27 protein-coding genes and 2 tRNA genes are annotated in these 25339 nt (G+C 65.9%); 16 read left to right on the plus strand and 13 right to left on the minus strand.

The window, feature by feature from the left end; genetic code table 11:
• Positions 1 to 493: 493 nt before the first annotated feature.
• Positions 494 to 569: transfer RNA gene (locus VJT49_RS27295), tRNA-Ala, on the minus strand.
• Positions 570 to 594: 25 nt separating this feature from the next.
• Complete coding sequence (locus VJT49_RS27300) at positions 595 to 780, minus strand: DLW-39 family protein (protein WP_324167793.1); 186 nt, start codon at positions 778 to 780, stop codon at positions 595 to 597.
• A 139-nt stretch (positions 781 to 919) separates the two neighbouring features.
• Between VJT49_RS27300 and VJT49_RS27305 the strand changes: the two genes are divergently transcribed.
• From VJT49_RS27305 to VJT49_RS27315, 3 genes are all read left to right on the plus strand, one after another.
• On the plus strand, positions 920 to 1153 hold the full coding sequence (locus tag VJT49_RS27305) for a CsbD family protein (protein WP_324167794.1): 234 nt from the start codon (positions 920 to 922) through the stop codon (positions 1151 to 1153).
• 146 nt (positions 1154 to 1299) lie between these two features.
• The gene (locus VJT49_RS27310; RefSeq protein ID WP_324167795.1) at positions 1300 to 1965 is read left to right on the plus strand and encodes a helix-turn-helix domain-containing protein; all 666 of its coding nucleotides are present in this window, start codon (positions 1300 to 1302) and stop codon (positions 1963 to 1965) included.
• A gap of 252 nt (positions 1966 to 2217) precedes the next feature.
• A complete protein-coding gene (locus tag VJT49_RS27315) occupies positions 2218 to 2343 on the plus strand; it encodes a hypothetical protein (protein ID WP_324167796.1) in 126 nt (41 codons plus the stop codon).
• On the opposite strand, the gene VJT49_RS27320 is transcribed toward VJT49_RS27315, so the two are convergent.
• From VJT49_RS27320 to VJT49_RS27340, 5 genes are all read right to left on the minus strand, one after another.
• Positions 2340 to 3188, minus strand: coding sequence for a YceI family protein (locus VJT49_RS27320; protein WP_324167797.1), 849 nt, complete (start codon positions 3186 to 3188; stop codon positions 2340 to 2342). The genes VJT49_RS27315 and VJT49_RS27320 overlap by 4 nt on opposite strands.
• A 276-nt stretch (positions 3189 to 3464) precedes the next feature.
• Positions 3465 to 3734, minus strand: coding sequence for a hypothetical protein (locus VJT49_RS27325; protein WP_324167798.1), 270 nt, complete (start codon positions 3732 to 3734; stop codon positions 3465 to 3467).
• Between the two features lie 672 nt (positions 3735 to 4406).
• Positions 4407 to 5063, minus strand: coding sequence for a hypothetical protein (locus tag VJT49_RS27330; protein ID WP_324167799.1), 657 nt, complete (start codon positions 5061 to 5063; stop codon positions 4407 to 4409).
• Between the two features lie 102 nt (positions 5064 to 5165).
• Positions 5166 to 6395, minus strand: a complete 1230-nt coding sequence (locus VJT49_RS27335; RefSeq protein WP_324167800.1) for a helix-turn-helix domain-containing protein — start codon at positions 6393 to 6395, stop codon at positions 5166 to 5168.
• A gap of 40 nt (positions 6396 to 6435) precedes the next feature.
• The gene (locus VJT49_RS27340) at positions 6436 to 6924 is read right to left on the minus strand and encodes an NUDIX domain-containing protein (protein ID WP_324167801.1); all 489 of its coding nucleotides are present in this window, start codon (positions 6922 to 6924) and stop codon (positions 6436 to 6438) included.
• A gap of 183 nt (positions 6925 to 7107) precedes the next feature.
• On the opposite strand from VJT49_RS27340, the gene VJT49_RS27345 reads away from it, so the two are divergent.
• From VJT49_RS27345 to VJT49_RS27360, 4 genes are all read left to right on the plus strand, one after another.
• Positions 7108 to 7350 carry a hypothetical protein gene (locus VJT49_RS27345; protein WP_324167802.1) on the plus strand — a complete coding sequence of 81 codons (243 nt, stop codon included), beginning with the start codon at positions 7108 to 7110 and terminating at the stop codon, positions 7348 to 7350.
• Positions 7351 to 7430: 80 nt separating this feature from the next.
• Positions 7431 to 7766, plus strand: coding sequence for a winged helix-turn-helix domain-containing protein (locus VJT49_RS27350; protein WP_324167803.1), 336 nt, complete (start codon positions 7431 to 7433; stop codon positions 7764 to 7766).
• 22 nt (positions 7767 to 7788) lie between these two features.
• Positions 7789 to 8112 carry a hypothetical protein gene (locus VJT49_RS27355; RefSeq protein WP_324167804.1) on the plus strand — a complete coding sequence of 108 codons (324 nt, stop codon included), beginning with the start codon at positions 7789 to 7791 and terminating at the stop codon, positions 8110 to 8112.
• 33 nt (positions 8113 to 8145) lie between these two features.
• The gene (locus tag VJT49_RS27360) at positions 8146 to 9045 is read left to right on the plus strand and encodes an aminoglycoside phosphotransferase family protein (RefSeq protein ID WP_324167805.1); all 900 of its coding nucleotides are present in this window, start codon (positions 8146 to 8148) and stop codon (positions 9043 to 9045) included.
• On the opposite strand, the gene VJT49_RS27365 is transcribed toward VJT49_RS27360, so the two are convergent.
• Positions 9004 to 10434, minus strand: coding sequence for a hypothetical protein (locus VJT49_RS27365; protein WP_324167806.1), 1431 nt, complete (start codon positions 10432 to 10434; stop codon positions 9004 to 9006). The two genes, VJT49_RS27360 and VJT49_RS27365, sit on opposite strands and share 42 nt — an antisense overlap.
• A 162-nt stretch (positions 10435 to 10596) precedes the next feature.
• Between VJT49_RS27365 and VJT49_RS27370 the strand changes: the two genes are divergently transcribed.
• On the plus strand, positions 10597 to 10785 hold the full coding sequence (locus tag VJT49_RS27370) for a hypothetical protein (protein WP_324167807.1): 189 nt from the start codon (positions 10597 to 10599) through the stop codon (positions 10783 to 10785).
• Here the strand turns inward: VJT49_RS27370 and VJT49_RS27375 are convergent.
• Positions 10782 to 11132, minus strand: coding sequence for a winged helix-turn-helix domain-containing protein (locus VJT49_RS27375; protein WP_324167808.1), 351 nt, complete (start codon positions 11130 to 11132; stop codon positions 10782 to 10784). The two genes, VJT49_RS27370 and VJT49_RS27375, sit on opposite strands and share 4 nt — an antisense overlap.
• Positions 11133 to 11278: 146 nt before the next feature.
• Between VJT49_RS27375 and VJT49_RS27380 the strand changes: the two genes are divergently transcribed.
• The 8 genes from VJT49_RS27380 to VJT49_RS27415 all read left to right on the plus strand — a co-directional run bounded on the left by VJT49_RS27380 (position 11279) and on the right by VJT49_RS27415 (position 18511).
• Positions 11279 to 11518, plus strand: a complete 240-nt coding sequence (locus VJT49_RS27380) for a hypothetical protein (protein WP_324167809.1) — start codon at positions 11279 to 11281, stop codon at positions 11516 to 11518.
• Positions 11519 to 11609: 91 nt separating this feature from the next.
• A complete protein-coding gene (locus VJT49_RS27385; protein ID WP_324167810.1) occupies positions 11610 to 12395 on the plus strand; it encodes an ABC transporter permease in 786 nt (261 codons plus the stop codon).
• Positions 12395 to 14599, plus strand: coding sequence for a cell division protein FtsK (locus tag VJT49_RS27390; RefSeq protein WP_324167811.1), 2205 nt, complete (start codon positions 12395 to 12397; stop codon positions 14597 to 14599). Before VJT49_RS27385 ends, VJT49_RS27390 begins: the two co-directional genes overlap by 1 nt.
• Before the next feature lie 121 nt (positions 14600 to 14720).
• Complete coding sequence (locus VJT49_RS27395; RefSeq protein ID WP_324167812.1) at positions 14721 to 15002, plus strand: hypothetical protein; 282 nt, start codon at positions 14721 to 14723, stop codon at positions 15000 to 15002.
• A 33-nt stretch (positions 15003 to 15035) separates the two neighbouring features.
• Positions 15036 to 15548, plus strand: a complete 513-nt coding sequence (locus VJT49_RS27400; protein ID WP_324167813.1) for a hypothetical protein — start codon at positions 15036 to 15038, stop codon at positions 15546 to 15548.
• Complete coding sequence (locus tag VJT49_RS27405) at positions 15548 to 17125, plus strand: DUF3631 domain-containing protein (protein ID WP_324167814.1); 1578 nt, start codon at positions 15548 to 15550, stop codon at positions 17123 to 17125. Before VJT49_RS27400 ends, VJT49_RS27405 begins: the two co-directional genes overlap by 1 nt.
• A complete protein-coding gene (locus VJT49_RS27410; RefSeq protein ID WP_324167815.1) occupies positions 17122 to 17355 on the plus strand; it encodes a helix-turn-helix domain-containing protein in 234 nt (77 codons plus the stop codon). Before VJT49_RS27405 ends, VJT49_RS27410 begins: the two co-directional genes overlap by 4 nt.
• 289 nt (positions 17356 to 17644) lie before the next feature.
• Positions 17645 to 18511 carry a site-specific integrase gene (locus VJT49_RS27415; RefSeq protein ID WP_324167816.1) on the plus strand — a complete coding sequence of 289 codons (867 nt, stop codon included), beginning with the start codon at positions 17645 to 17647 and terminating at the stop codon, positions 18509 to 18511.
• Positions 18512 to 18572: 61 nt separating this feature from the next.
• Here the strand turns inward: VJT49_RS27415 and VJT49_RS27420 are convergent.
• From VJT49_RS27420 to gyrB, 4 genes are all read right to left on the minus strand, one after another.
• Positions 18573 to 18646 (minus strand) — tRNA-Ile (locus VJT49_RS27420).
• A 30-nt stretch (positions 18647 to 18676) separates the two neighbouring features.
• Positions 18677 to 19381, minus strand: coding sequence for a DUF3566 domain-containing protein (locus VJT49_RS27425; RefSeq protein ID WP_324167817.1), 705 nt, complete (start codon positions 19379 to 19381; stop codon positions 18677 to 18679).
• A gap of 86 nt (positions 19382 to 19467) precedes the next feature.
• Positions 19468 to 23184, minus strand: a complete 3717-nt coding sequence (gyrA, locus tag VJT49_RS27430) for an intein-containing DNA gyrase subunit A (protein ID WP_324167818.1) — start codon at positions 23182 to 23184, stop codon at positions 19468 to 19470.
• 44 nt (positions 23185 to 23228) lie between these two features.
• Complete coding sequence (gyrB, locus tag VJT49_RS27435) at positions 23229 to 25196, minus strand: DNA topoisomerase (ATP-hydrolyzing) subunit B (protein WP_324167819.1); 1968 nt, start codon at positions 25194 to 25196, stop codon at positions 23229 to 23231.
• Positions 25197 to 25339: the final 143 nt, after the last annotated feature.

Genomic DNA, 25339 nt, shown 5'->3' on the forward strand with positions numbered 1-25339 from the left:
GAGCTGCATGCGTTGGACGCCAAGGAAAACAACCTGCTCGACCTGGGCTTCGGCGACCTGACAGCCAGCGCCAAGGCGAAGATCAAGGCCAAACTGCATGAGATCGAGATCCAGCGCGAACGTCTCACCGAACGGCTCGGCCAGACCAAGGACGACCTCACCTACAGCGTCGAGCTGATCAAAACGTGTCTCACGCTGCTGGAGAATCCACAGGAGCTCTACCTCCGTTGCGACGACGAACAGCGACGCCTACTCAACCAGGCGTTGTTCACCAGCCTCTACCTTGAAGACGACCACGTCACCGACAGCGACCTGGTCAGCCCCTTCGCGCAGCTCCATGCGCTCCAAGACGCCGAACACGATCCAGGCGTCAGAGATCCCCAAGACGCAGATCGGGCCGCTCCCCGCGAAGGGAACGGCCCGACTGTGTCGAATAACCTGGAAGACCTGCTATGGGGCATTGCTTTGGCCCCGTGTTCTAGTAAGCCTTCCGTGGTGGAGCTGAGGGGAATCGAACCCCTGACCTCTGCCTTGCAAAAGCAGCGCTCTACCAATTGAGCTACAGCCCCCGCCGGGCGTTGCCGCCCGGAAGTCTCAGTTGTTCTGGCCCGCTTCGGCGGTCTTCGCCGGCGCGCTGCCGTTGGCCGAGGCGCTGCCGAACTTCTCCGTCGGAGCGGTGGCCTCGCGCCACAGGTCGGCTTCGGCCTTCGCGTCCTTGTTGCGCTTGATCACGAACAGCACCCCACCCGCGACAACTGCGAGCGCCAGCAGCTTCTTCACCTTGAGCCCCTCCTCGACGGTCCGGCTTGATTTCCTGATGTTACTGCACGGCGTTCGGACCGATTCGGGCGGAGCGCGATTATTCGTGGTCGCACCGGGTACGCGAATGGTGACGCCGAACCGACAAGGAGGGGCGACAGTGAGCGACAAGGAAGATCGCCAGGAAGGCCTCAAGGGTGCCGTCGAGGACCTCAAGGGCCGGGTCAAGGAGGCCGCCGGCACGGTGGTCGGGCATGACGCGACGCAGCGTGAAGGCAGGGCCCAGCAGGCGAAGGGCACCGCGCAGCAGGAAGTAGCCGAGCGGGAACAGGAGGCCGACCGGGCTCGTGAGCGGGCGGCAGCCGAGGAGGCGCGCCAGCGCTCCCAGCAGTAACCCCAGGCCAGGCCAGGGTCGGCGCGGCGGAGTTCCCCGCCGGCTCTGGCCGTTCCACGTGGAACAACGTCGACTTGACCTTGCCGTTGGGGGAAGCCGCAGAGTAGCCCCTGCCGGGTGAGTGACCCGGCATGAGGAGGGCAAAGGTGCTGACGATCGGGGCGTTCGCCCGGGCATCGCACTTGTCGCCGAAGGCGCTGCGGTTGTACGACGAACTTGGTTTGCTCAGGCCGGCCGCGGTGGATCCGGTGTCCGGTTACCGGTACTACGAAGCTGAGCAGCTCGAGCGGGCAAGGCTCGTGGCGTGGTTGCGCCGGATCGGGATGCCGCTGGCCAGGATCAAGGTGGTCTGCGAACTCGGCGGCGTGGCGGCCGCTCGAGAAGTCGATGCGTACTGGCGCCGGATCGAGGCGGAAACCGAGGTTCGTGGAAAGCTCGCCGCCTTCCTCATCGACCATCTGTCGAGGAAGGAAGTCGACATGTCCACGCTGGCCCGTCGCTACGCCGTCCGGTCCGATCGAGGACTCGTCCGCGAGTCGAACCAGGACATCGCCTACGCCGATGCACGCCTGTTGACGGTCGCCGACGGGTTCGGGGCGGCCGCGAACACTCGCCCCGCCAGTGCCGCCGCGATCGACGCGCTCAAGGCCGTCGATACGGCCGTCCCCGTCGGAGATCTGCTCAATGTGCTGGACGGTGCCGTGCACCGCGCAAGCACAGCGGTCGGTGAACTGGCCGAAGAAGGCATCGGCACCACGTTTGACCGCCATGCTGTGGTCGGGTTCGCAACTCGCGCTCGTGCACATCGGTGATTCGCGGGCCTATCTGCTCCGCGGCAATGAGCTGTTCCAGATAACCCACGACCACACGCTGGTGCAATCGATGATCGACGAAGGCAGGCTCACGCCGGAAGAAGGCGAGTCACACCCGCAACGAGCGCTGCTACGAAGGCGCTGCATCCGGGCGGGAAAGCCGAACCGGACATCGAGCTGCGCCAAGCCGAAGCGGGCGACCGCTACCTCCTCTGCTCCGACGGCCTGTACACGTCGGTCACTCCGGAAGAGTTGCGAGCCGCACTGGCCACGATCGACGAGCTCGCGGACGCAGTGCGTGAGCTCGTCGATCTCGCCAACGGCCAGGGTGGCCCGGACAACATCGCCTGCGTCGTCGCCGACGTGACGGCCGGTTAGGCGCGAATCGCCTGGACGTCGAGCTGGATCTCGACCGTCGAGCCGACCACGACCAGGCCCTTGGCCAGAGTCTGCTGCCAGTTGATGGTGAAGTCCTCACGGTGCAGCTGAGTCGTGGCGACGGCACCGAGCCGGTCGCCGTTCCAGGTCCGCAGCCCAAGATAGCCGACGTCCAGTTGAACCCCGCGGCTCGCGCCGTGGAGGTTCAGCGTGCCGTCGATGACCCAGCGGTCACCGGCCGTCCGGCGAAACCTGTTGCTGAAGAAGTGGAGCTGGGGAAAGCGGGCCACATTGAGGAAGTCGTCCGACCGGAGGTGGTCGTCGCGCTTGGCGACCCCGGTGTCGATGCTCGCGGCGTCGATGACCACCTCCACCGTCGAGTTCTCGATCGGCTCGGCGATCCGGATGCTTCCCCGGAACCTGGTGAATCGCCCGTGCACCTGGGAAAGCGCGATGTGCCGGGCGACGAACCGGATCGAGGTGTGGTCGGCGTCGAGCACCCATTCGCCGGGTTCCGGCAGGTGCAGGGTGGTATCGGGCTGGAGCCGGATCTCGCCGAGCGCCGTGTGATCCCCGCTGGACACCTCGACGGTACGGCTCACCTCGCGATAGGCTCCCGCCTTCACGGTCACCAAGTACGTGCCCGCCACAACTGTGCTGACCGCCAGCCCGAATTCGTCGGCCGTGACGCGTGCCTGCCGCTGCATCCGCTTGTGCCGCATCACCATTTCCGCGCCGGCCAGTGGGCGGCCCTTCTCGTCACGCACGCGGGCGCTGAGCAGTCCGGCGTTGGCCTCGAACGTGACAGGCTCACCGTGGCGGCCGCCCCTTCGTACGCCGAACATGTTCTCTCCATTCTCGTTGCCGGTTTCTCCGAAGAGATTAAGCAGAACGTCACGGCGAACAGCGCCTGCGTAACGTACCTCACGTCGCACCGATGACCAGCGTAAGCACCCGTAGCCCGGGCAAAAACAAGTGCGCCCGAGATTATTTGAAACTTGTTTTCAACACATGCTGGTACACAAAAACCAACAGCGGAAAAAACATGCGTGTGAATTTTGCCAGACCCGCTCAGAAAGCGGAGACCGGCTGTGCGCGCTCGACGCGGGTCAACGTACGGATCAGCGCGGGCTGGCCGTGCCGGCGCAGGCCAGCCGTACCAGGAGGTCGCGTACGGGTGCGAACACCTCGGGCGGGAATTCCGGCGTGGGCACGCCGACGCTGACCGCGAGATCGTCCGTGTGGACGACGATCTCGAGCGCGCGGGTGTGCAAAAAGTCATCGCGGCGCAGGGACCAGCCCTGCCAGGGAATCAGCACGACCTCATGGGCACTGCCGACCGCGAGCAGGCCGCGCACCATATCCGCTGCGCGGGCGGTCCGGTCGAGCAATGCCCCTACGCCAAGCGCCGCCAGCCCTGATCTTTGGTGGGCCCAGGAGGACTTGAACCTCCGACCTCTTCGTTATCAGGCCAAGATCACGATTTCCTGATCTTGGGTTGTACCTGGTCACCTTCGGCTTTGCTGTCCGTGGACGTCCACGGAGGTCTCCGGCAGTACGGGGCGACTGTCAGGCTGTTCGTCAGGCTCGGCTCAAGCTTGGCCAGGGGAAACGTGCTGCAACGCGGGTTCCGCATCGGGTCCCGGTCTCGACGGGTTGTCACAAAGATCGACGCTCGCAAGCCCCCCTGGGTATAGCCCCAGTGGGGCTTGCTTCGCGGTTGCTTCGTGGATACAAAGCGGAGCGGGCCCCGAAGGTTCTGCCTCACCTGATCTTTCAAGGTGAGGAGTGTGCAATGTGGGCCTGGATCATCCTCGGCGGCTACGCCATGTTCGTCGCCGTCCTGGTCTCCTGCGTCGCGCACGCCGCACTGTCCCGAGACAGCACCCCCAAGCGCCGCGAGACGGCCTACAAAGATGTTCCGAATCATCTGGCCTACCAGCCTGACCGGCCTAGCCGCAGCACTGGTCAACCTCCACACGGCCGGACTGCTGGGCCAGGGATCATGCCCAGGCTCAGTCACCAGTGGCGCCGTCCGTCCACACGAAACCCCTCGCCGCGCATCACGTCCAGTGCTTTGGATCGTGCAGGTCATACGGGCGCACGAAGGAGTGGTGGTTTTCGAAGCCGTCCGGCTCGAAGCTGAACGTTGTGCCAGCACGAAGTTGGGGCCACACGACGGCGTCCATGTCCTTCTCCCGTTGGGTCCAGAATTGGACAGTCCGCCACCTTCCGCCGTTCATGCGCAGTTGAAGGTCCCACCGAACGTGCTCAAGCCGAGCCTCATGATCCCACCGCGTGCTGAACATCAGCAGCTTGCTGACTGTGTCTTTAGGGAGCACGACGAACGGAATGCCAGCGTCGACGTACGCCTCGGAGAACAAGTCCCTGCGCGACTTCAGCCTGTGATACTTACTGGGGTCGAGTTCGCCGACGAGGAAGAAGGTCTCGTGCGCACCCTCCACCGGGTGGTCGGGGTAGTGGGCGACCACCCGCGCATCGGTGACCACCCCGGCGCGGGCGCCAGCGTTGGTGACGTTCACGGTGACAACGACCCGCGCCACGTACCACCACTCGCTCTTACTCGTGATCTGCTCGACGAACAGGGTCAGCCGGCCAATGGCGGGGATCGGCGAGAACGGCGCTAAGTGGGTGCGCCACAACGACGCAACCGCGACGATCAGCGCGGCCACTGAGACGAGTGCTGTCGCAATCTGCACAGGATCCCCCCTCCTCCGAATCATCTAGCCCACCAGCCTCACTGGCCTAGCCGCGGCACCGCTCAAGCTCCACACCGCCGGACTGCTGTGAGAGCTGCCCCGCTATGGCTGTGGCGGCATGTCGACTACACCGAAGTGGGCCGCCAAGTGGGCGAACTCGGCACCTCGTCGGCGGGGGGCGCGATCAACGAGCCTCTGCATCGTGGCCTTGCCCAACGGCTGGTAGCGCACCCAGTCCGGCGCGAGGTCCTTAGCCTCGACCAGGTAGCCGAGTGCACGTTCGTAGGAACGCAGTTCGAAGGACGCAGCGGCCAGCCGCAACCGGTGACCCGCTTCCCAGAAGGCAGGCACTTCGCCCTGAGCGGGAGGCATGGCCTCAGCGAGTCGCAACGCCGTTTCGGGGTCGCCCGCTCGCGCCGCGTGGTCGACCTGCTGAAGTGCGGCAACGCGCGGACCGAAGATCGCCGCTTCGGTTGCGCTGTCTCCTCGTGACCGCATGGCGGCCGCTTGCGCCTCTGCCAGCAGGTCTTCCGCCCGATCCGGACGGCCGGCGGATAGGGCGGCAGAGGCCGCGTTGAACAGCAGGTTTCCGAAAACTCCGGCGCGGGCAGGGTCGCGGTCAAGCATCGGGGGCTGTACCTGTTCGGCGGCCGTCACGGCAACCCGCTCGGCGTCATCGAGTCGCCCCTGTCGGACCAGCGTCCAGGCGAGATAGCGCAGAGAGATCGCGGTCTCCAAGTCTGGCGCGTCAGACTGCCGAGCTGCGTCGAGTGCGCGTTCTGCCGAGGTCCACGCGAGATCATCGAACCCGGCCCGGCCGGCCATCCCGGCGCCGAGCCGGTATGCCGTCGAGAGTGCGCGCTGTGCTCCCGCCTGCTCTGCTCCGGTTGCCGTGCGGACGAGCCGACGAGCGTCGATCAGTACGGCAGGCAGCCCATGGAGCAGTTCGGCGTGTCGACCGTCGACGTAAGCACGCCACGCCCAATGGGCAGCGCGGTTCAGCTCGTCCAGCCGAATCAACTCGTGGGGTTCGGCGAAGTCTTCCAGACCGGGAACGTGTTCCCCCGCCGTGATCGCCTGGCGCAGCGTCCCTACGTCGATCTCTGTCGGTTGGCCTGCGGAAACTTGGCCGAGCAGACGTTCAACGGTGACGCCGAGGGCAGCGGCAAGCTTGCGCAAGGTCGCCGGTCGGCTGGTCTGCCGGATGCCTTGCTCTATCCGCGCGACCGTGTCCACACCCACCCCGGCAGCGTGCGCAAGTTCGTACTGCGACATGTCTCGAGCCTTGCGGAACCGAGCAAGGTTCTCGGCCAGGCTGCCCCCAGCCCTCATAGTGCCCTCCTCAGCGGCGCATGCGCTGTATCCAGGGTATCTATCCGTTCATGCGCTTGCCGTTCTCACAAAGAGCGAGTTCACCCGTTTGAACGACGTCCAGCGCAACGGCTAGTCTCCGAGCCAATGAAGGCTTCAGCATCTCGCCAGCTTCCTCCAGGACGACGAGGCGAGCCGCGACGATCTCAGGATCGGTGAGCTCCAGGTCCGCTACTTCCTGCTCGCTGATCAACCCGCCGTCGAAGACGAACGCGATGCCTTCCGGCATTCGCCCCTCATCCGGTTGGTAGTCGATCACCAGCATGGGACCCAGCGGCCGATCAATGCCGATCTCCTCGCCCACTTCGCGGGCCGCCGTCGTCCACGGTGGCTCTCCCGCATCGACGGCGCCACCAGGGATGTCCCAGTGTGGCTTGTACGACGGCTTTACCAGGAGAACACGTCCAGTTGGGTCACGGAACAGCACTCCAGCAGACATGCGCTTGCGATCAAGCGACCGTACGTACTCGTCGAACGGGAGTAGATCCACGTCCAAGAGGCTACCGGCCAGTGCTGAAGATCTCGTGTTCTCTGCTCAAGAGGCATAGAACCAGCAAGCGCCGACGCCGAGAACATTGATCAACGCTCTGTTTTTCCTGCTCAGATAGCCCGAGTATCGCGTCATGGCACGCCATGGCGGCAACGGCTACTCCCCGACTGACCCAGGAGCGATATGACGACTTCTCACCAGGTGTGCGGCAGTGCACCCACGCCGCAAGACGATGAGCAAACCCGCGCGCTCATCACGGCTCTGGCCAGTGTGAACGGACATATTCCGCTGGTCATGGCGAAGCTGATCAAGGACGAGTTGCCTCGGGCGAAGCAGCGGGAATTCGCCGAGCTGCTGATCAGCCTGGGCGAGTTGCTCAGCGAACATGCCGGGAGCCGCGTCGAGACGCGGCCTGATCGGCAGTAGGTCTCACGACGAGATATAAGAGAGTTAGCTTTCTCGCAAGTAACGCCGATTCATCCAACGACAAACAAAGGAAACATATCGTGTCCGCGAGGTACCAGCTCGACGATTCGCTCGGCTACGTTTACAAGAAGATGGCGGAGCATCTTGAGTTGCGCATCGATTCCGGCGAACTGCAACCCCAATCGCCCTTGCCAGCCGAGCGGCGCTTGGCCCTGGAGTACGGCGTTTCCCTCGGTACCGCTCGGCGGGCAACCGAATTGCTTCGCGAACGAAAGCTGGTGGTCACACTGCGCTCGAAAGGCACGTTCATCGTGGACCGCAGGAAAACGACCGCGCAACCAGTCAAAGCTAACGCGGATAACCGCGGAGTCACAGCTGAGAGTTTGGATCACCGTGATGTTTCCGACAACAGCTAATCAGGTGGAAGACTCGACATTCTTGACCGAAGCGTACGAGGAACAATGCGAGCGCGTGGGACGACTACTGGCGCAGTTCGAGCCGGTCTATGACCGGCTCGACGCAGTCACCGACACCGCCGAAGAGACGATTCAGACCGAGGATGTCACATTCGGCGAGTTCGGCGAGCTCGCCGAATCGGAGAAGCGCGACCTTCGACGGCATCTCGACCAGGCCGCCGAGTCTCTTCGGTCCGCTGAACGAGTCGCTCGGATATACCTCTCCGCACTGCACTCAACCCTGAACAGGTTCGCAATCACACAACCCCCTGAGGCAGCCGAAGTGCCGCCCTGCTCGGCTCCGTAACCTGGCAACAGAGTCGAGCAGAGGGAGAGGTGCATGACCGAGGGACCTGCGACCTTCACGCCAGAGCGAACGCAGGCCGTCCTTGAGGCGGCCTGCCAGGCGCAAGGTCTAGACGCATCGGATGCGGCCTTGCTCCGGTTCGGTGAGAACGCGATCTACCGGCTCCGTCAGGAGCCGGTAGTTGTTCGCGTGGGTCGTTCTGTGGAGGCGGCCAGCAAGGAGGTTCACGTGGCCAGGTGGCTTGACCTGCACGGCTTCCCTGCTGCACGCTTGGCCCTGGATCAGGATCCGGTTGTGGTCGGCGGCATACCGGTGACCTTCTGGGAGTACATACCTGAGAACCCGACGCCGATCACGCCAGCGGAGTTCGGGAAGCTGCTTCACGACCTTCACGCACTACCCGCACCTACCGATTTCCGCTTGCCCGATTTCCAACCGATGCCGAAGACTAAGGATCGCCTGGAAAACATCCCGACCGGCTACCTGTCCGAATCTGATCTGGCTTTCTTTCAAAGCAGATATGACGAGATATCAGCAGAGTTCGAGAAGCTCGATTTCGTGTTGCCACCTGGGCCGATCCATTGCGACGCGCATCCCGGCAACCTTCTGCGCGGACCAGATGGGACGCTAAATCTGATCGACTTCGAGGACTTCGCTTACGGCCCAAGAGAGTGGGACGCGGCCGTGTTGTCTGTCCGGCACCAGGCTTTCGGTTGGGCTTCCGAAGCGGAGTACCGCGCGTACGTGGACGCGTATGGTTTTGACCCGATTTCCTGGCCCGGCTTTCCTGTGATCAGGGCGGCACGTGAGCTGAACATGACCACGTGGCTTGCGCAGATGGTGGGCGATTCGCCGGAGATTGAAGCCGAGGTGCGCAAGCGCGTCGCCGATCTACGCGACGAGCAGGGTCCTCGAAACTGGCGCGCCTTTTGAGGGTAGATGCAGCGTGGCGAAGTCGAGGAAGTCTCGCACGAGTGGATCGTTTGAAAACGCGCCAAGTCGTGAGCGGAACTCGTCTAGGTAGGAGACAACGCGCAGTGACTTCAGGCTCGCGGCTGTCTTGACCACGGACCGTGCGACGTACAGTGCCTCGTCCAGGTTTCCGTCTTGCAGGTGGGAGGTTGCGAGCACGGTCCGCACGAACGACAGGCTACGAACGTAGGTTGATTCTGACTCCCGGATCGAGGCGGCCGCGTGGTGGTTGGCCAGCTCGGCGTTGCCGAGGTCGCGGAAGCAGTGCGCGAACTCGGCGTGCAGCTCGGCGCGGTCGAAGTAGCGAATCCACTCCGGGTCGTTCTCGCGGTTCCCTTGACCATGCCATCGCTCGGCGGTGAGCAGAGCCGCGGTTGCCTCTTCCTCCCGGCCCAGCGACGCCAGGGCTCGCGCTTCCATCGCCGAGAAGAGAGCCATCGTTGTGGGGGTGGCGTAGCCGTTCGCGCCCTTGGACGCGGCGCGCGCCAAGTCGACGGCGCGCTGGTAGTGGCCAAGAAAGTTCGCCTGGTGCGACATGCCGGCCAGGATGCGGCCGCATAGAGGCTTGTCCCCTGCTGCCTTGGCCAGCCGAAACGCCTGAGTCAGATACCTTTGCGCGAGTCCGTGTGCCCCGGTGTCGTAGGCGGTCCATCCGGCGAGTCGGGTCAAAGCGGCGACTTCCCGGAAGTACTCGCGCCCGATCGGGTCGTGCGGTGACACGTGCGGGATGTTCGGCAAGACCTCCTGGTCGAGAAACGACGCGACCAACATCTTTGGCCGTCCGCCGCCGTACTTGTAGTCGAAGCTGCTGAACATGGCGGTTGCCTCGCGGACCGCTTCGACATCGACAAAAGTGATCCGCCGTGGTTCGGCTGGCGGCCGCGACCGGTCGCTGTCGGAGTCCGTGAGCCACCGGACCACGAGATCGCTCCATGCCTGTGGAACCACGGTCAGTGGTTCCGCCTTCTTCGGTGTTCTCAGCTCAAGGTCGGTGATCGCGCCCAGCGTCGCGACGGTTTGGGCGACTTCTTCGGGGTAGTCCAGCCCGATGTCTCCGCCGTCGTTGTCGTCCTCGCCGGCCGTTTCCGCGTAGCCGATCTCGGCAAGGGTCACGGTCCGGCCGAGCATCTCCCCCAGGACGCGGGCGATCAACTGGCAGGTTCGGGGGTGCGGTTGCCGGGTGGTTCCGTCCAGCCAGCGCTTAACGGAGACGTGGTCACAGCGGACCGGTTCTCCCCCGTCCTGCTCACTGAGCAGGCGCACCCGGCGCGCCAGGCCCTTGTTCGTCGCTCCCGCCTGCTTCATTACCCCAGCTAGGAGCGTGTTCGGCTGCTTCCCCGTGTCGATCACGCATACCTCCGTGATCGATTAAAGCACCCCCATGCACCCCCCGGTGCACAAATGCACCCCCCGCCGCACCCTGATGCACCCCCGCCCCTGGCCGGTTTCCTTGGCTCATCAACGAAAACACCGGATCGGAACCCGAACCGGAAGCCAGAAAAGGAGACGGCAATGGCGAAGAACCCCTACCCCATGATGAACGGCGGCGGCGGACTGATGTCCAAGGTGATCGGCACGCTGGTCCTGATCGCGATCCTCGTGCTGGTCATCAAGTACCCGGCCGACGCCGCGCGGTGGGTCCATGGCTTGGGCAGCGTGATCGACGGCGTGGTGAACTTCTTCCGGGCCCTGTTCGGCTAGCGCTGGTCCAGACGCCGCTCAATGTCGGTAAGGCGCCGGCGAATCTCGGCAATGGCCTGCCACACGCGCTCATCCCCACCGCCGTCGCGGCTCGGAGACTCGCCATCGGCAGGTTGGGTGCGCACGAACGACCCCTTGCCATGCCGAGTGACCACCAGGCCCTCATCGCGCAGCAGCGTCACGGCCGCCTTGGCCGTGTTGATCGCCACCCCCCAGGAGTCGGCAAGTTCCTGGTACGTCGGCAACTGCGCGCCGGGGCTGTACTCCCCCGACCGAATCGCGGCACGCAAACCGCCCGCCACTTGCAGGTAGGGCGCGCGCGGGTCGTCTGGGTCCAGGGAGGCCATACAGACAAGGGTAGGCGAAGCAACTCAGTTAAGTCAGTTCCAGCAACTCTATTGACAGAGTTGATAGATAGGTTCTACGTTCGTTCTCGGCCCCAACGGGGCCGCCTCCCGAACGGGAGACCTACCAACACCAGGGAGTTTCAGTCATGGATGACCTCATTCCCCCGTTCAGTTACGCGCCCGATGGTCTGTACGAGTCGGACGTTGACGCGCTGATCGCCGAGTACTTCCCCGCTGACGAGTTCGACGCCAAGCGGCATGCGGTCACGGATCGGGTTGCCGAGTATCGGCACGTCCGGCGCCTGGACTGTCAGACGATCAACGCCGCTCTCCGGTCCGTCCGCACAGACCCGGCCAGCACGGACGAGGACGGCGCGGCGGCTTGAGTTCGCCCCGGCCCGGCGCACGGAACCGCCAAGAACCAGTCGCCGGACCGGGTTTCTCCCAACCTTCACCTAGCCAGTCAGGAGAGTCCCAATGGTAGGGCTGAACATGCCCAAGAACACCGGGAGCGCGTATCCCGCGTCGGTGGATGCGCTGCTGCCCCGAGTCCGTACCTGGGTCGCGGACCTGGGCGCCATGCCATCGCGGAATCGGATCATGGCCGAGTTCCGGGTGGGTGCCCCGAAGGCGCGCGCCATCTTGGCCGCGCTCAAGAACGAGACCGAGACTGGACCGGTCCGGGCGCTGCACGCTGTCCCGGAGGCCTGTACAGACGCGGACTCGGAACCGGGTTCGGACACGCCGAGCGAACCGGAGCGTTTCGAGACGGACGAGCAGGTCACGGCGGTCACGGGCTCAGGTCCGGAACCGTCGCGGTCGCGGCCGGTGAAGTCGTGGCCGCTGCTGCTTCTGGCGTTGCCCGCGTTCGTCGCGATCTGGGGCGGCTGGGTCGGTCTGGGCCGGTTGACCGGGTTCGGGCCGATCGAACTGCTCCCCGGGATCTGGGACGGCCTGTCGATCAACTCGGCGATCACGTTGCCGATCGGGGTCGAGACCTACGCCGCGTTCGCTCTGCGGGTCTGGCTGTCCGACTTCACCCCGAAGCGGGTGCGCGAGTTCGCGAAGTGGTCCGCATTCGGCTCCCTCGGCTTGGGCATGGCCGGTCAGGTCGCCTACCACCTGATGTCCGCCGCCGGGGTCACCCGCGCCCCGTGGCCGATCACCACGCTCGTGTCGTGCCTGCCAGTGGTCGTGCTCGGCTGCGGCGCGGCCCTGGCTCACCTGCTGCACACCGCCCGCCACCAGGAGGTGAACGACTGATGCCCATCACCGAAGACTTCCGCGGCGACGACCCCGAGTCCGGCAAGGTGATCGCCTTCCCGACCGCTCCCGCCCCGAATGCGCCGGAGATCCTCGACACGGAGGTAGTCGAGGAGTCGGGGGAAAGCGCGCCGGCCGTTGCGGTCGACACCCGCGCAACCGATGATTCGTCCTGGTTGGACCGGTTGCGGTCCCAGCAGCGACAGCCGATCCTCCCGGCTTACATCAAGTCCCTGGCGGAGGCCAGGGAGGCGGCGAGGTGGGTGGGCAAGCACTACGCCCACAAGACCAGCTATCACCTGGCCCGCTCCCCGCTCTACGCGCTGCGGTTGGCCGCGCGGTCCCCGCGCGGGCTGCTGCTCCTGCTGGTGGCCACCGGCCGCTACGTCACCGACGCGGAGGGACGTCCGGCCCGGTCGGAGACCGCGACCGGCGACAAGGCCGAGCTGTACCTGAAGCTGTCCCAGCAGCGGGACCGGCGCGTGGTGCTGCGCTGGATCCAGCTCGGCTTGGCCGCCACGCTCGGCCTGGTCATCATGCTGGTGCTGCCGAACGCCCTGCCGGAGTGGGTGATCTGGGCGTGCGGTGCGCTGGCGGTCGCCCTGCTCGGCAGGCTCGGCACAACACGGGACAACCCGGTGATCTCGACCCGTGCCGTGATGTCGGCCCAGGTACAGAAGCTCACCAGTGACAACGTCGTCCAGGCGCTCACGGTGCTGGGTATTGCCGGGATCAACCAGGCATTGGCCAAGAACCCGGACGCCATCGGCTTCACCGCCCCGATTCAACGGGACGGCCCCGGCTGGCGGGCGGATGTCGACCTGCCGCCCGGCGTGACGGTCGGGGAGGTGATCGAACGGCGCCCGAAGCTCGCCTCCGCGCTGGGCCGCCCGCTGGGGTGCGTGTGGCCGGAAGGCAACGCCGAGGTACACCCCGGTCGGATGGTGCTGTGGGTGGGGGATGAGGACATGTCCAAGTCGCGTCAGCCGGTGTGGCCGCTGCGCAAGACCGGCACCGTGGACCTGTTCAAGCCGCAACCGTTCGCCACCGACCAGCGCGGCCGGTGGGCCGAGATCACCCTGATGTTCGTCTCCATGGTCATCGGCTCGATTCCCAGGATGGGCAAGACGTTCACCCTGCGCGAGTTGCTGCTGATCGCGGCCATGGACCCCAGGGCCGAGCTGCATTGCTTCGACCTCAAGGGAACCGGTGACCTCTCGCCCCTGGCGCCGGTCTCGCACCGCTACCGCGCCGGGGAGGAACCGGACGACATCGCCTATGCCGTGGCCGACCTGCGCGCCTTAGCGGCGGAGTTGCGGCGGCGGGCGAAGGTGATCCGCGACCTGCCCAAGGATCTGTGCCCGGAGAACAAGGTCACCCCGGAACTGGCATCCAAGAAGTCGCTCGGCTTGCATCCGATCGTGATCGGGGTGGACGAGTGCCAGAAGTGGTTTGAACACCCCGAGTACGGCGCGGAGATCGAGGAGATCTGCACCGACATCGTCAAGCGCGGTCCCGCGCTCGGGTTCGTGATCATCCTCGCCACGCAGCGGCCGGACGCCAAGAGCATCCCGACCGGGATCAACGATAACGCCGTCATCCGGTTCTGCCTCAAGGTCCGGGGACAGCCGGCCAACGACATGGTGCTCGGTACGTCGTCCTACCGCAACGGCATCCGCGCCACCACGCTGTCCTTCCGGGACAAGGGAATCGGCATCCTGCTCGGCGAGGGCGACGAACCACGCATCACGCGCGGCGTCTACATCGACGGCCCGGACGCCGAACAACTCGCCGCGCGGGCCCGCACCGCGCGGATCGCGGCCGGACGGCTCACCGGCTACGCGGCCGGACTGGACCTCACCCCCGAGCAGGACGAGGAGGACGGCGGCACGCTGTTCGCGGACGTCCTGACCGCGATCGGGGACGCGGACAAGGCGTGGTCCGAGACGATCGTGGATCGCCTTGCCGAGTTGCGCCCGGCCGCCTACGGCCCGTGGGCCGAGCTGCCAACCGGCACGGCCAAGGCCACCCAGTTGTCCTCCGCGCTCAAGCCGTTCGGCATCTCCACCAAACAGGTATGGGCCACCGACCCGGCCACCGGCAAGGGGGCCAACCGCATGGGCATCAAACGCGACTGGATCGCCGATGCTCTCACCAAGCGTGACCAAAGCAAAGGTCGCGGCAAGCCCGCCGTGAGGCTCTAGGTCAAGGGCCTGCTCCCTCTAGACCTAGAGCCTCCCCTAGACACCCAAACACCCGCTGATCAGCGCCCTAGCCCCTAGAGGCGCTACCCCAAGACACCCAAAACAGCCCAGGAGACACCCTGTGAACCCCCTCGACACCCTGACCGCGCCACTCGTCTTGACCCTCATCGTTGTCACGCTCGGTTACACCTTCTCGTGCGCGGTCTACCCCTACAAGCCGTGCCGATCCTGTCGCGGCATCGGCCACTTCCGGTCGCCGTTCCTGCACGCCATCCGGCTCTGCCGCCGCTGCGGCGGCACCGGCCGCACCCTCCGTGCCGGACGCCGCGCCTACAACGCCGCCGTCCGCACCCACCGCGCCGTTCGCAAAACCCAGGACCGCGACCGCCTCGACGACCACTGACCCCTCCCGCTCCGTTCGCTCGAAAGGTGATCGATGACTTCCCCTGTCCTGAACACGGAACGGCAGTTCCTCGGCTGTCTGATGCGCTTGCCCACCGACCCGGCCCGGCGCGTGCTCGCCGGGATGCGTCCCACCGACCTCGCCAACCCCACGGCCGCGTTCGTGCTGCACCTGGCCATCCGCGCCCTCGCCGACAACGTGCCACCAGCCCCGGCCGTGCTGTTCGAGCACGCCCACGAGATCGCCGAACGGCCCCGCACCGCGCGGTTGCAGCAGGTGGGCTTGTGGATCGTCGACACATACCAACAGGCGCCGCTCGCGCCCGAACAGCACACGCTCTACCTCAAGGCCGCCGTACTCAAGGCCGCGTGGCGACGCGCCGTCGCCGAACACGCACAACGGCTGCTCCAGGCCGCCGCCGAATCCTCCACCGACGAGCTGCGCGAGCTGACCGACGACACCAGCACGGCAGACGAACTGTGGAGCCGCTACCAAGCCGCACGCAACCACAACAGCGTCTCGGCACGACTGGAGGTGGCCGCCTGATGCCCGACTTCACCGACGCCCTGTCCGCCATCGACGCGGCCATCGCCGACGAACCCGCCGCCAACTGCCTAGAGTGCGGACGCCCGCGCGGCGACTCCCCTTCCGCCGACTTCTGCTCGGAGAACTGCCAGGGCATCTGGACCACCCGGCAAGCGGCAGCCAAGGAAGTGGAAGACCGGGGGATCACGCCGAACCGGGATCTGCCGGAGGTTGCGCCGGTCCGGCCGCTGACGTGGCTTGGTCCTGCCCCGGCCGGCGCGTACCTCAAGCCTGGTCATGAGGTGTTGGACGCGGTCGTGGCGTTCGTGTCGCGGTTCTCGGCGTTCCCGAACGAGCATTGCGCCCCAACGCTGGCGATGTGGTACGCGCACAGCCACATTGCCGACCGGCTCTACGTCACGCCCCGGCTCATCCTGGACTCCGCCGAACCGGGCAGCGGCAAGACGCGGGTGCTGGAAGTCGGTCAGTACCTGGTCGCCAAGCCCGAGATGACGATCAGCATCACCCCGGCCGCGATCTTCCGGATGCTCGTCGAGGGCCCGATCACGCTGCTCTTTGACGAGATCGACGCCGTGTTCAACCCCAAGACCGGCGGCAACAACGAAGACCTCCGCGCGCTACTCAACGCCGGGTACAAGCGCACCGCCACCGTCGCCCGGTGCGTCGGGGACGCCAAGAGCATGAACGTCACCCGGTTCCCGGTCTATGCGCCGGTCGCCCTGGCGGGGATCGCCGGGGGCATGCCGGACACGATCACCACCCGCGCCATCACGATCCACATGCGCAAACGCCGCTACGACGAAACGGTCGAAGAGTTCATCGAGGAAGACGTAGAGCGCGAAGCCGCGCCTGTGCGCGGGGACCTGGAGGCATGGACGCGCCGGGTGGCCGATGACATCGCGCGGGCACGGCCCGACAGGCCGGACGGGGTGCGGGATCGGGCGGCGGAGATCTGGCGGCCGCTGCTGGCCATCGCGGACGCGGCGGGCGGCCAGTGGCCAGAGACCGCGCGCAAGGCATGCCGTCACTTCGTGGTCGACGCCGGACCGCAGAACGTCTCAACCGGTGTCCGGCTCCTGTCCGACATCCGCGAGATCTTCACCACCCACGGCACCGACCGCATGGTGACCGCCGAGTTGATCCGCGAGCTGCACGCCGTCGAGGACGGACCGTGGACCGACCTCCAGGGTAAGCCCCTCGATAGTCGGCGGCTGGCCAAGGAACTGGAGCGCTACTCGGTCCGGCCCAGGGACGTGAAGGTCAACGGCAAGACGCTCAAGGGCTACCGCGTGGACGGAGACGGCGGGCTCGCCGATGCATGGAGCCGCTACCTCCCACCCATCGAAACAGCCGCGACCTCCGCGACCAACGCGACCGGGGAGGTCAACGACACGTCCGACACCGAATCGGTCGCGCGACCATCCGCGACCAACGCGACCCACACCCGCGACCCGGTCGCGGAAGTCGCGGACAGTCGCGGCACCCAAAACCCGGCCGCAACCCTTCTGACCAGCACGGTCGCGCAGGTCGCGGCAGTCGCGGACGAGACACCCGACACCCCTGGGGAGGCACGATGACGAACCCGATACCCATGCCGGTCGCGGTGCCCGAACGGCACCTGTACCGGATCACGGAGGCCATGCGCCTGCTGTCCATGAGCCGGTCATTCATCTACGAGCAGATTCGCGCCGGACGACTGCGCTCGGTCAAGCAGGGACGCGCCCGGCTCATCCCGGCAACCGCCATCCAGGAGTACGTCCAACTGCTCATCGACGAATCGGAGGTCAGCCTTGACGAAACGGCGTAGCAAGGGTGACGGCGGCATCCGTTGGTCGGAGCCCCGTCAGCGCTGGCTTGCAGAGGTCACGGTCGGCTACACCGCAGCGGGGAAGCGCATCGTGCGCTCCGCGAACTGCAAGACCAAGACCGAAGCACAGCGACGGCTAAAGGAGATGCTTCGCGACCTGGACGACGGTTTGCCGACGGAGGACCGGCTGTACACCGTTGCCCAAGCCGTCAGGGACTTCCTCAAGTACGGCCTGCCCCGGCGCTCTGAGTCGACGGTCGAGAAGCTGACGACCCTCGCGAACCAGCACGTGATCCCGGACCTCGGCGCGCGCAAGGTGCGCGAGTTGAGCGCGGATGATGTCGACAAGTGGTTGGCCAGCAAAGCAAAGATCCTCTCCACCCGGACACTCCGCGACCTGCACTCAATCCTTCGAAGGGCGGTAGCTCGGGCGCAGAAACGGGATAAGGTGAAGCGGAACGTCGTGTTGCTGTGCGAGATCCCGGAAGGTAAGCCGGGACGGCCGTCGAAGTCGCTCACGTTCGAGCAGGCGGAGGCCGTCCTGACGGCGGCCGAGGGGACACCCATGCGCGCCTACATCGTGGTGTCCCTGCTGACCGGCGCGCGGACAGAAGAGATGCGCGCACTCACCTGGTCGCATGTTGATCTGGTCGGCAAGCCGGACGCGGATCCTCCGGTAAAGCCGCACATCATGGTGTGGCGGTCAGTGCGGGAGGGTGGCGACACGAAGACCCGGAAGTCCCGCCGGTCCCTCGCTCTCCCGCAGCGCTGCATTGACGCTCTCCGAGCACACCAGACAAAGCAGGCGTTCGCGCGACGGCTTGCCGGGAGCCGGTGGCAGGAAACTGACCTTGTGTTCTCGTCGGCGGTCGGGACCGAGCTGGACGCGGCCAACGTCCGGCGCGCGTTCCGAAAGGTCGCCGAAAAGGCGGGGCTGGTCGCGAAGGACTGGACGCCACGCGAGCTTCGGCACAGCTTCGTGTCCCTGCTCTCCGACAACGGAATGCCGATCGAACAGATCTCACGCCTGATGGGTCACAACGGCACGGCCGTAACAGAATTGGTCTACCGCCATCAATTGCGGCCGGTCATCGAACACGGCGCTGAAGCAATGGATCAGATCTTCAGGGGCCCGGACGAGGACCGAGCAGCATAGTCAGGCTGATAGTCAGGCTGGGCCCGTTTCCCACTATCGGGAGACGGGCTCTGACCTTGGGTGGGCCCAGGAGGACTTGAACCTCCGACCTCTTCGTTATCAGCGAAGCGCTCTAACCGCCTGAGCTATGGGCCCCGGGAACGGAAGAAGACTACACGATGCCCTCTACTCGCGTTCGGAGAGGGTGACTTCCAGCCCTCCGGCCAGGTCGGCGGACACGTTGTAGATGAACGCGCTCACCGTCGCCAGCGCCGAGAGCAGCACGATGTTGATCGCGCCGAGGATCGCGGCGATGCCGAACACCCGGCCGGCGCTGATCAGCGGCGACGCGGGCGCGTTGCCGCCCTCGCCCGAGACCAGCGACGAGTAGGTCCCGTTCAGCTTGTCCCACACCCCCATGCCGTCCAGCACGGTGTAGAGCACGCCCACGGCGACCAGCCAGACGAAGAACATGGCGACGCCGAGGACGAGTGAGAGTTTCAACACCGACCACGGGTCGAAGCGCTTGACCTGCAGGCTGGCGCGGCGCGGCCCACGGCCAGGCCGGCGCAGGGCACTGGGCGTGCCCCGGGTCTTGGTGGCCGCCGGACTCGCCAGGTTCACCGTCGGGTGCTCCGACGACTTCGCGTCGCCGGCGGGTGGCTGGACCGGATTGCCGAACAACCCCTGCGCCGCGCTCCCGGTGACGACGGGTTTTTCACCGCCGTCGCCGTCCGAGTTCGGCGCCTTCTCGGTGCTCTCGCCGCTTGGAAACCACCCTTCGGGCGAAGACTCGGTGGTGCCGTTACGGGAGGCGTCCTTGCCCAGCCGCTGCCACGGTGGGGCCGCTTGGTCGCCAGTAGGCCGTTCTGGGTTTTCGGGTGAAGTCACCACTCAATCCTTACCGCGCCTTGCCCGCGAACGAGCGTGGCCGACGGTTCTGCCGCCGCGCCACGTGTCCGCACAAGTCATCGTCCTCATCCGGCGTCCCCCGGCTGCTCGGCCGGCGCGCCGCTGTCGTCTCCTCCATTGCCTTCGCCATTACCGACGTCTGAGGGCTCATCGGCGTTGCGTGCCACGGCGAGCAGGGTCGTCCCCTCGCCGAGGTTCATCAGCCGCACGCCCTTGGTCTGCCGGCCCGCCTTGCGCACCTGCCCGGCAGCGGTCCGGATGACCCCGCCGCTGGAGGTGATGGCGTAGAGCTCGTCGTCCGCGTCGACGATGAGCGCTCCCACCAGCCTGCCACGCCGCTGGTCGTGCTGGATGGTCAGCACCCCCTTGCCGCCGCGGCCCTGCACCGGGTAGTCCTCGATCGGCGTGCGCTTGGCGTACCCACCGTCGGTGGCGACCAAAACGAACTTGTCCGGCTTGACCACGTTGAGCGCGAGCAGCTCGTCACCGTCGTTGAACCGCATGCCGAGCACGCCCGAGGTGGGGCGGCCCATCGGCCGTAGTGTCTCGTCGCTGGCGTGAAAGCGGATGGACTGGCCCTCGGCCGAGACGAGCAGCAAGTCGTCGTCGGGGCCGGCGAGCACCGCGCCGACCAGCTCGTCGCCCTCGCGCAGGTTGACCGCGATCAGGCCGCCCGACCGGTTCGAGTCGAAGTCGGTCAGCTTGGTCTTCTTCACCAGGCCACGCCTGGTGGCCAGCACCAGGTAGGGCGCGACCTCGTAGTTCGGGATCTCGATGACCTGGGCGATGGTCTCGTCCGGCTGGAAGGCCAGCAGGTTGGCCACGTGCTGACCGCGGGCGCTGCGGTTGGCTTCCGGCAACTCGTAGGCCTTCGCCCGGTACACGCGGCCCTTGTTGGTGAAGAACAGGATCCAGTCGTGCGTGGAGCACACGAAGAAGTGCTGCACGATGTCGTCCTGTTTGAGCTGTGCGCCCTGCACGCCCTTGCCGCCGCGCTTCTGCGAGCGATACAGATCGGTCTTCGTCCGCTTGGCGTACCCAGTGCGGGTAATCGTGACCACGACGTCCTCGACCGCGATCAGGTCCTCGACCGAAACATCCCCATCGAACGGGATGATCTGGGTGCGCCGGTCGTCGCCGTACTTCTCGACGATCTCGGTGAGCTCTTCCTTGATGATCAACCGCTGCCGCTCGGGCTTGTCCAGAATGTCCTTGAGATCGGCGATCTTGAGCTCGATCTCGGCAAGCTCGTCGATGATCTTCTGCCGTTCGAGTGCGGCCAGCCGCCGCAGTTGCATCTCGAGGATCGCGTTGGCTTGGATCTCGTCGACGTCCAGCAACTCGATCAAGCCGGTCCGCGCGTCATCGACGGTGGGCGATCGCCTGATCAATGCGATGACTTCGTCCAGCATGTCCAGGGCCTTGACGTATCCACGCAGGATGTGGGCCCGCTCCTCGGCCTTGCGCAACCGGTACCGGGTGCGCCGGACGATGACTTCGATCTGGTGCCTGACGTAGTGCCGGACAACCTGGTCCAGCCGCAACGTCCGCGGCACGCCGTCGACCAGGGCGAGCATGTTGACGCCGAAGTTGTACTGCAGCTGGGTGTGCTTGTAGAGGTTGTTCAGCACCACCTTCGCGACCGCGTCACGTTTGAGCGTGACCACGATGCGCATGCCGCGGCGGCTGTTGCTTTCGTCGGCGATGTCCGCGATGCCGGTGACCTTGCCGTCGCGCACGAGCGCCGCGATGTTCTCCACCAGGTTGTCCGGGTTGACCTGGTAGGGCAGCTCGGTGACGATCAGCGTGGTGCGCCCCTTGACGTCCTCTTCGACCTCGACGACCGCGCGCATCCGGATCGACCCGCGGCCGGTGCGGTAGGCCTCCTCGATTCCGGACGTGCCGAGGATCAGGCCCTTCGTGGGGAAGTCCGGGCCCTTGATCCGCTGCAGCAACGCGGCGAGCAGTTCGTCCTCGCCCGCCTCCGGGTTGTCGAGCGACCAGACGACCCCTTGGGCGACCTCGCGCAGGTTGTGCGGCGGGATGTTCGTCGCCATCCCGACCGCGATCCCGGACGTGCCGTTGACCAGCAGGTTCGGGATGCGGCTCGGCAGGACGTCCGGCTCCTGGGTCCGGCCGTCGTAGTTGTCGGAGAAGTCGACGGTCTCCTCGTCGATCTCCCGCAGCATCTCCATCGCCAGCGGGTCGAGCCGGCACTCGGTGTTGTGACTGACGAAACCGTCGGTGATGAAAGCGTGGTCGTCGGTGTCGACACGCAGGCTGTACACCGGTTGGACTCCGGCGTCCTTCACCGAACGGACCTCGGCGTAGTAGAAGCGCCCGTCCACCAGCGGCTCGACGATGTCGAGCACCTCCGGATCGGTGATGTGCCGGGTGATTTCCTCCCGGCGCAGCCGGTCACGGTCGGTCCAGCGATCGGCACCCCGGGCTCGCACGTACTCGCCGACGAACGGCACGTGATCCGACGACGTAGGCCGTGAGTCGACCGGCAATGCGTCCACAATGGATTCGAGCTTGCGCTGCTTCGCATTGTCGAACCCGATCCGTGTCGCGAAAAGCCGTACGTCGCGCCGGCTGGTGATGACCACCTTGCGTTCGCCGCTCTCGTACCGGACCAGCTTCGAAACGATGCCGAACTCGAGCAGGAGTTGCTGCACCTCACGGGCGAGCCGGTCGCCGCGGGTGGAACAAGTGATCTGTACGGAGTCGTTGGGCAGCGCGGAAACGGAACCATCGCCGGTGAACAGGCCGACCAGGAAGGCCTGTTTGATCGTCCTGCCGGACGACCAAACGAACTCGGGCACCCGCTTGTCCGCGCTGCGCAGGCCGATCAACTCCCCGAGCACGCTCTCCCGGAGCGCGGACAGATCCTGGATGTCCAGCTCAGGCGGCCCGCCAACGACGTGGTCGTAGACGTCTCGGACGTAGTTGAAAAAGTGCTCGTCGACGTTGTCGAACCCCGCTCGGTTCTCCGAAACGAACCCTTCGGCGACGAACGCACCGGCCAGAAGCGCTTCCACCCACTTGCGGACTTCGGTCACGCCGTCGGTGGGCGCTTCGGTGCGCTGCAGAACGACGCGGTCGCCGGGCTGAATCTCCTCAAGCAGCTTCCAGAGCAGCGTTGGCACGCCGAGCACGTCGACCAGGCACAGCAACGGGTGGTTGTGCGTGCCGGTCACCTCGAAGCCCTCACGCGTCGTGAGCTTCAGAGTGGGATGCTCCCCGGAATGGAACAGCCTTGTGGCGCGAACCGGGTCACCGTTCCGGTCGAGCACCTTGAGATCGATCGGGTTGTCGCTGTTGGGTTTCGCATCCGGGACGACGTCACCCAGCATGACAGTCGACCCGTTGGCCAGCTTCACCCGCGTATTGGCGGACAGACAATAACGCATCGCGGCTGCCGGGTCGTTGCCCGGCGAGCCGAAGTTGCCCTGGCCGTCGATCAGCGGGTACCGCATCGCCCACGGCTGGGCGAGCCGCACGAGCGCGTCGTAGATCGCCGAGTCACCGTGCGGGTGGTAGTTGCCCATCACGTCGCCGACCACACGAGAACACTTGTTGTATCCGCGGTCCGGCCGGAAACCGGAGTCGTACATCGAGTAGAGCACGCGGCGGTGCACGGGCTTGAGACCGTCACGCACGTCCGGCAGCGCCCGCGACACGATCACGCTCATCGCGTAGTCGATGTAGGAGCGTTGCATCTCCTGCTGGATGTCGACCGGCTCGGTGCGGTCGTGATCCGGCGGCATGGTTTCCGTCATGGGGTCCTTCAGGTGGGTCGACGACTATGTCTGGGCGGGGGCGGCTACACGTCGAGGAAGCGGACGTCCTTGGCGTTCCGGGTGATGAACGACCGGCGAGCCTCGACGTCCTCACCCATCAGCACGCTGAACAGTTCGTCCGCGGCCGCCGCGTCGTCGAGCGTGACCTGCAGCAGGAGGCGGCGCGCGGGATCCATCGTGGTCTCCCACAACTCCTCGGCGTTCATCTCGCCGAGCCCCTTGTACCGCTGGATCGCGTCGTCCTTCGGCAGCTTGCGGCCGGCCTCGACACCGGCGGCGATCAGGCCGTCCCGTTCCTTGTCGGAGTAGGCGTACTCGGGTTCCGACCGCGGCCACTTGATCTTGTACAGCGGCGGCTGCGCCAGGTAGACGTGGCCGTGCTCGATCAGCGGTTTCATGAACCGGAACAGCAGGGTCAGCAGCAGGGTGCGGATGTGCTGGCCGTCGACGTCGGCATCGGCCATCAGCACGATCTTGTGATAGCGCAGCTTCGAAAGGTCGAAGTCGTCGTGGATGCCGGTGTTCAGCGCGGTGATCAGCGACTGGACTTCGGTGTTCTTCAGCACCCGGTCGATGCGGGCCTTCTCCACGTTGATGATCTTGCCGCGGATCGGCAGGATCGCCTGGAACCGGCTTTCCCGGCCTTCCTTCGCGGACCCGCCGGCGGAGTCACCCTCGACGATGTAGAGCTCGCACTCCTCCGGGTTGGTGGACTGGCAGTCCTTGAGCTTGCCCGGCAGGCCACCGATGTCCAGCGGGCTCTTGCGGCGCACCAGATCCCGGGCCCGGCGCGCGGCCAGCCGCGCCTGCGCGCTGGACAGCGCCTTGTTGATGACCGTCTTGGCTTCGCCGGGGTTGCGCTCGAACCAGTCGGCCAGCCACTCGTTCGTCTTGGTCTGCACGAACGATTTCGCCTCGCTGTTGCCCAGCTTGGTCTTGGTCTGCCCTTCGAACTGCGGTTCGGCGAGCTTGATCGACACGATCGCGGCGAGTCCCTCGCGCACGTCCTCACCGGAGAGATTCTCGTCCTTCTCCTTCAGGAGTTTCTTGTCCCGCGCGTATGCGTTGACCACCCGGGTCAGCGCCGCGCGGAAGCCCTCCTCGTGGGTTCCACCCTCGTGGGTGTTGATGGTGTTGGCGAAGGTGTGCACGGACGCCGTGTACGAGCCGTTCCACTGCATCGCGACCTCGATCTCGAGGCCGTCTCCCTTGGCGTCGAACGAGATCACGCTCGGGTGGATCGGTTCCTTGCTGCCGTTGATGTGCTTGACGAAGTCCCCGAGCCCACCCGGATAGTGGTAGACGCGCTCCGGCACCCTTGCCTGCTGGCCGCCGGCGTCGGTCTCCGCGTCCTCCTCGCTGACCCGCTCGTCCCGGAGCACGATGGTCAGCCCCTTGTTGAGGAAGGCCATCTCCTGGAGCCGCCGCGCCACGGTCTCCGCGTTGTAGGCGGTCGTCTCGAAGATTTCCGGGTCGGCCCAGAACGTGGTGCTGGTGCCGGTCTTCTCCGTGGCGCCGACTTCGACGAGTTCGCCCGGCTCCGAGTGCTCGTAGTGCTGGCGCCAGATCTTTCCGTCCCGGCAGACCTCCACGTCGAGTGCGGTCGACAGCGCGTTCACGACGGAGACGCCGACGCCGTGCAGGCCACCGGAGACGGCGTAACTCTCGCTGTCGAACTTGCCACCCGCGTGCAACACGGTGTGCACGATCTCCAGGGTCGACTTCTTGTGCACCGGATGCTCTTCGACCGGGATGCCGCGGCCGTCGTCGACGACCCGGACGCCGCCGTCGGCGAGCAGCGTCACCTCGACCCGGGTCGCGAAGCCGGCCATGGCCTCGTCGACCGAGTTGTCGACCACCTCCTGGATCAGGTGGTGCAGGCCGCGCTCGCCGGTGGAGCCGATGTACATGCCCGGGCGCTTCCGGACGGCCTCCAAACCCTCGAGTACCGTGATGGAGGACGCGTTGTAGTCGTTCTGCTTGGCTGCCACAGGCCTGCTTTCTCCTCAGTCTCGCCCAAGGGATCCCCACTCGCTCGCCATTCTACTTGGCCGCGTCCGCTGGCATACGGCAAGGACACCCCTCATTCGGTCACAGAGCCACGAACTCGAACCCGGACGAGTGCCGGGGTGGC

Origin of the sequence: Amycolatopsis sp. (assembly GCF_035276945.1) — a bacterium.
Classification (GTDB): domain Bacteria; phylum Actinomycetota; class Actinomycetes; order Mycobacteriales; family Pseudonocardiaceae; genus Amycolatopsis_E.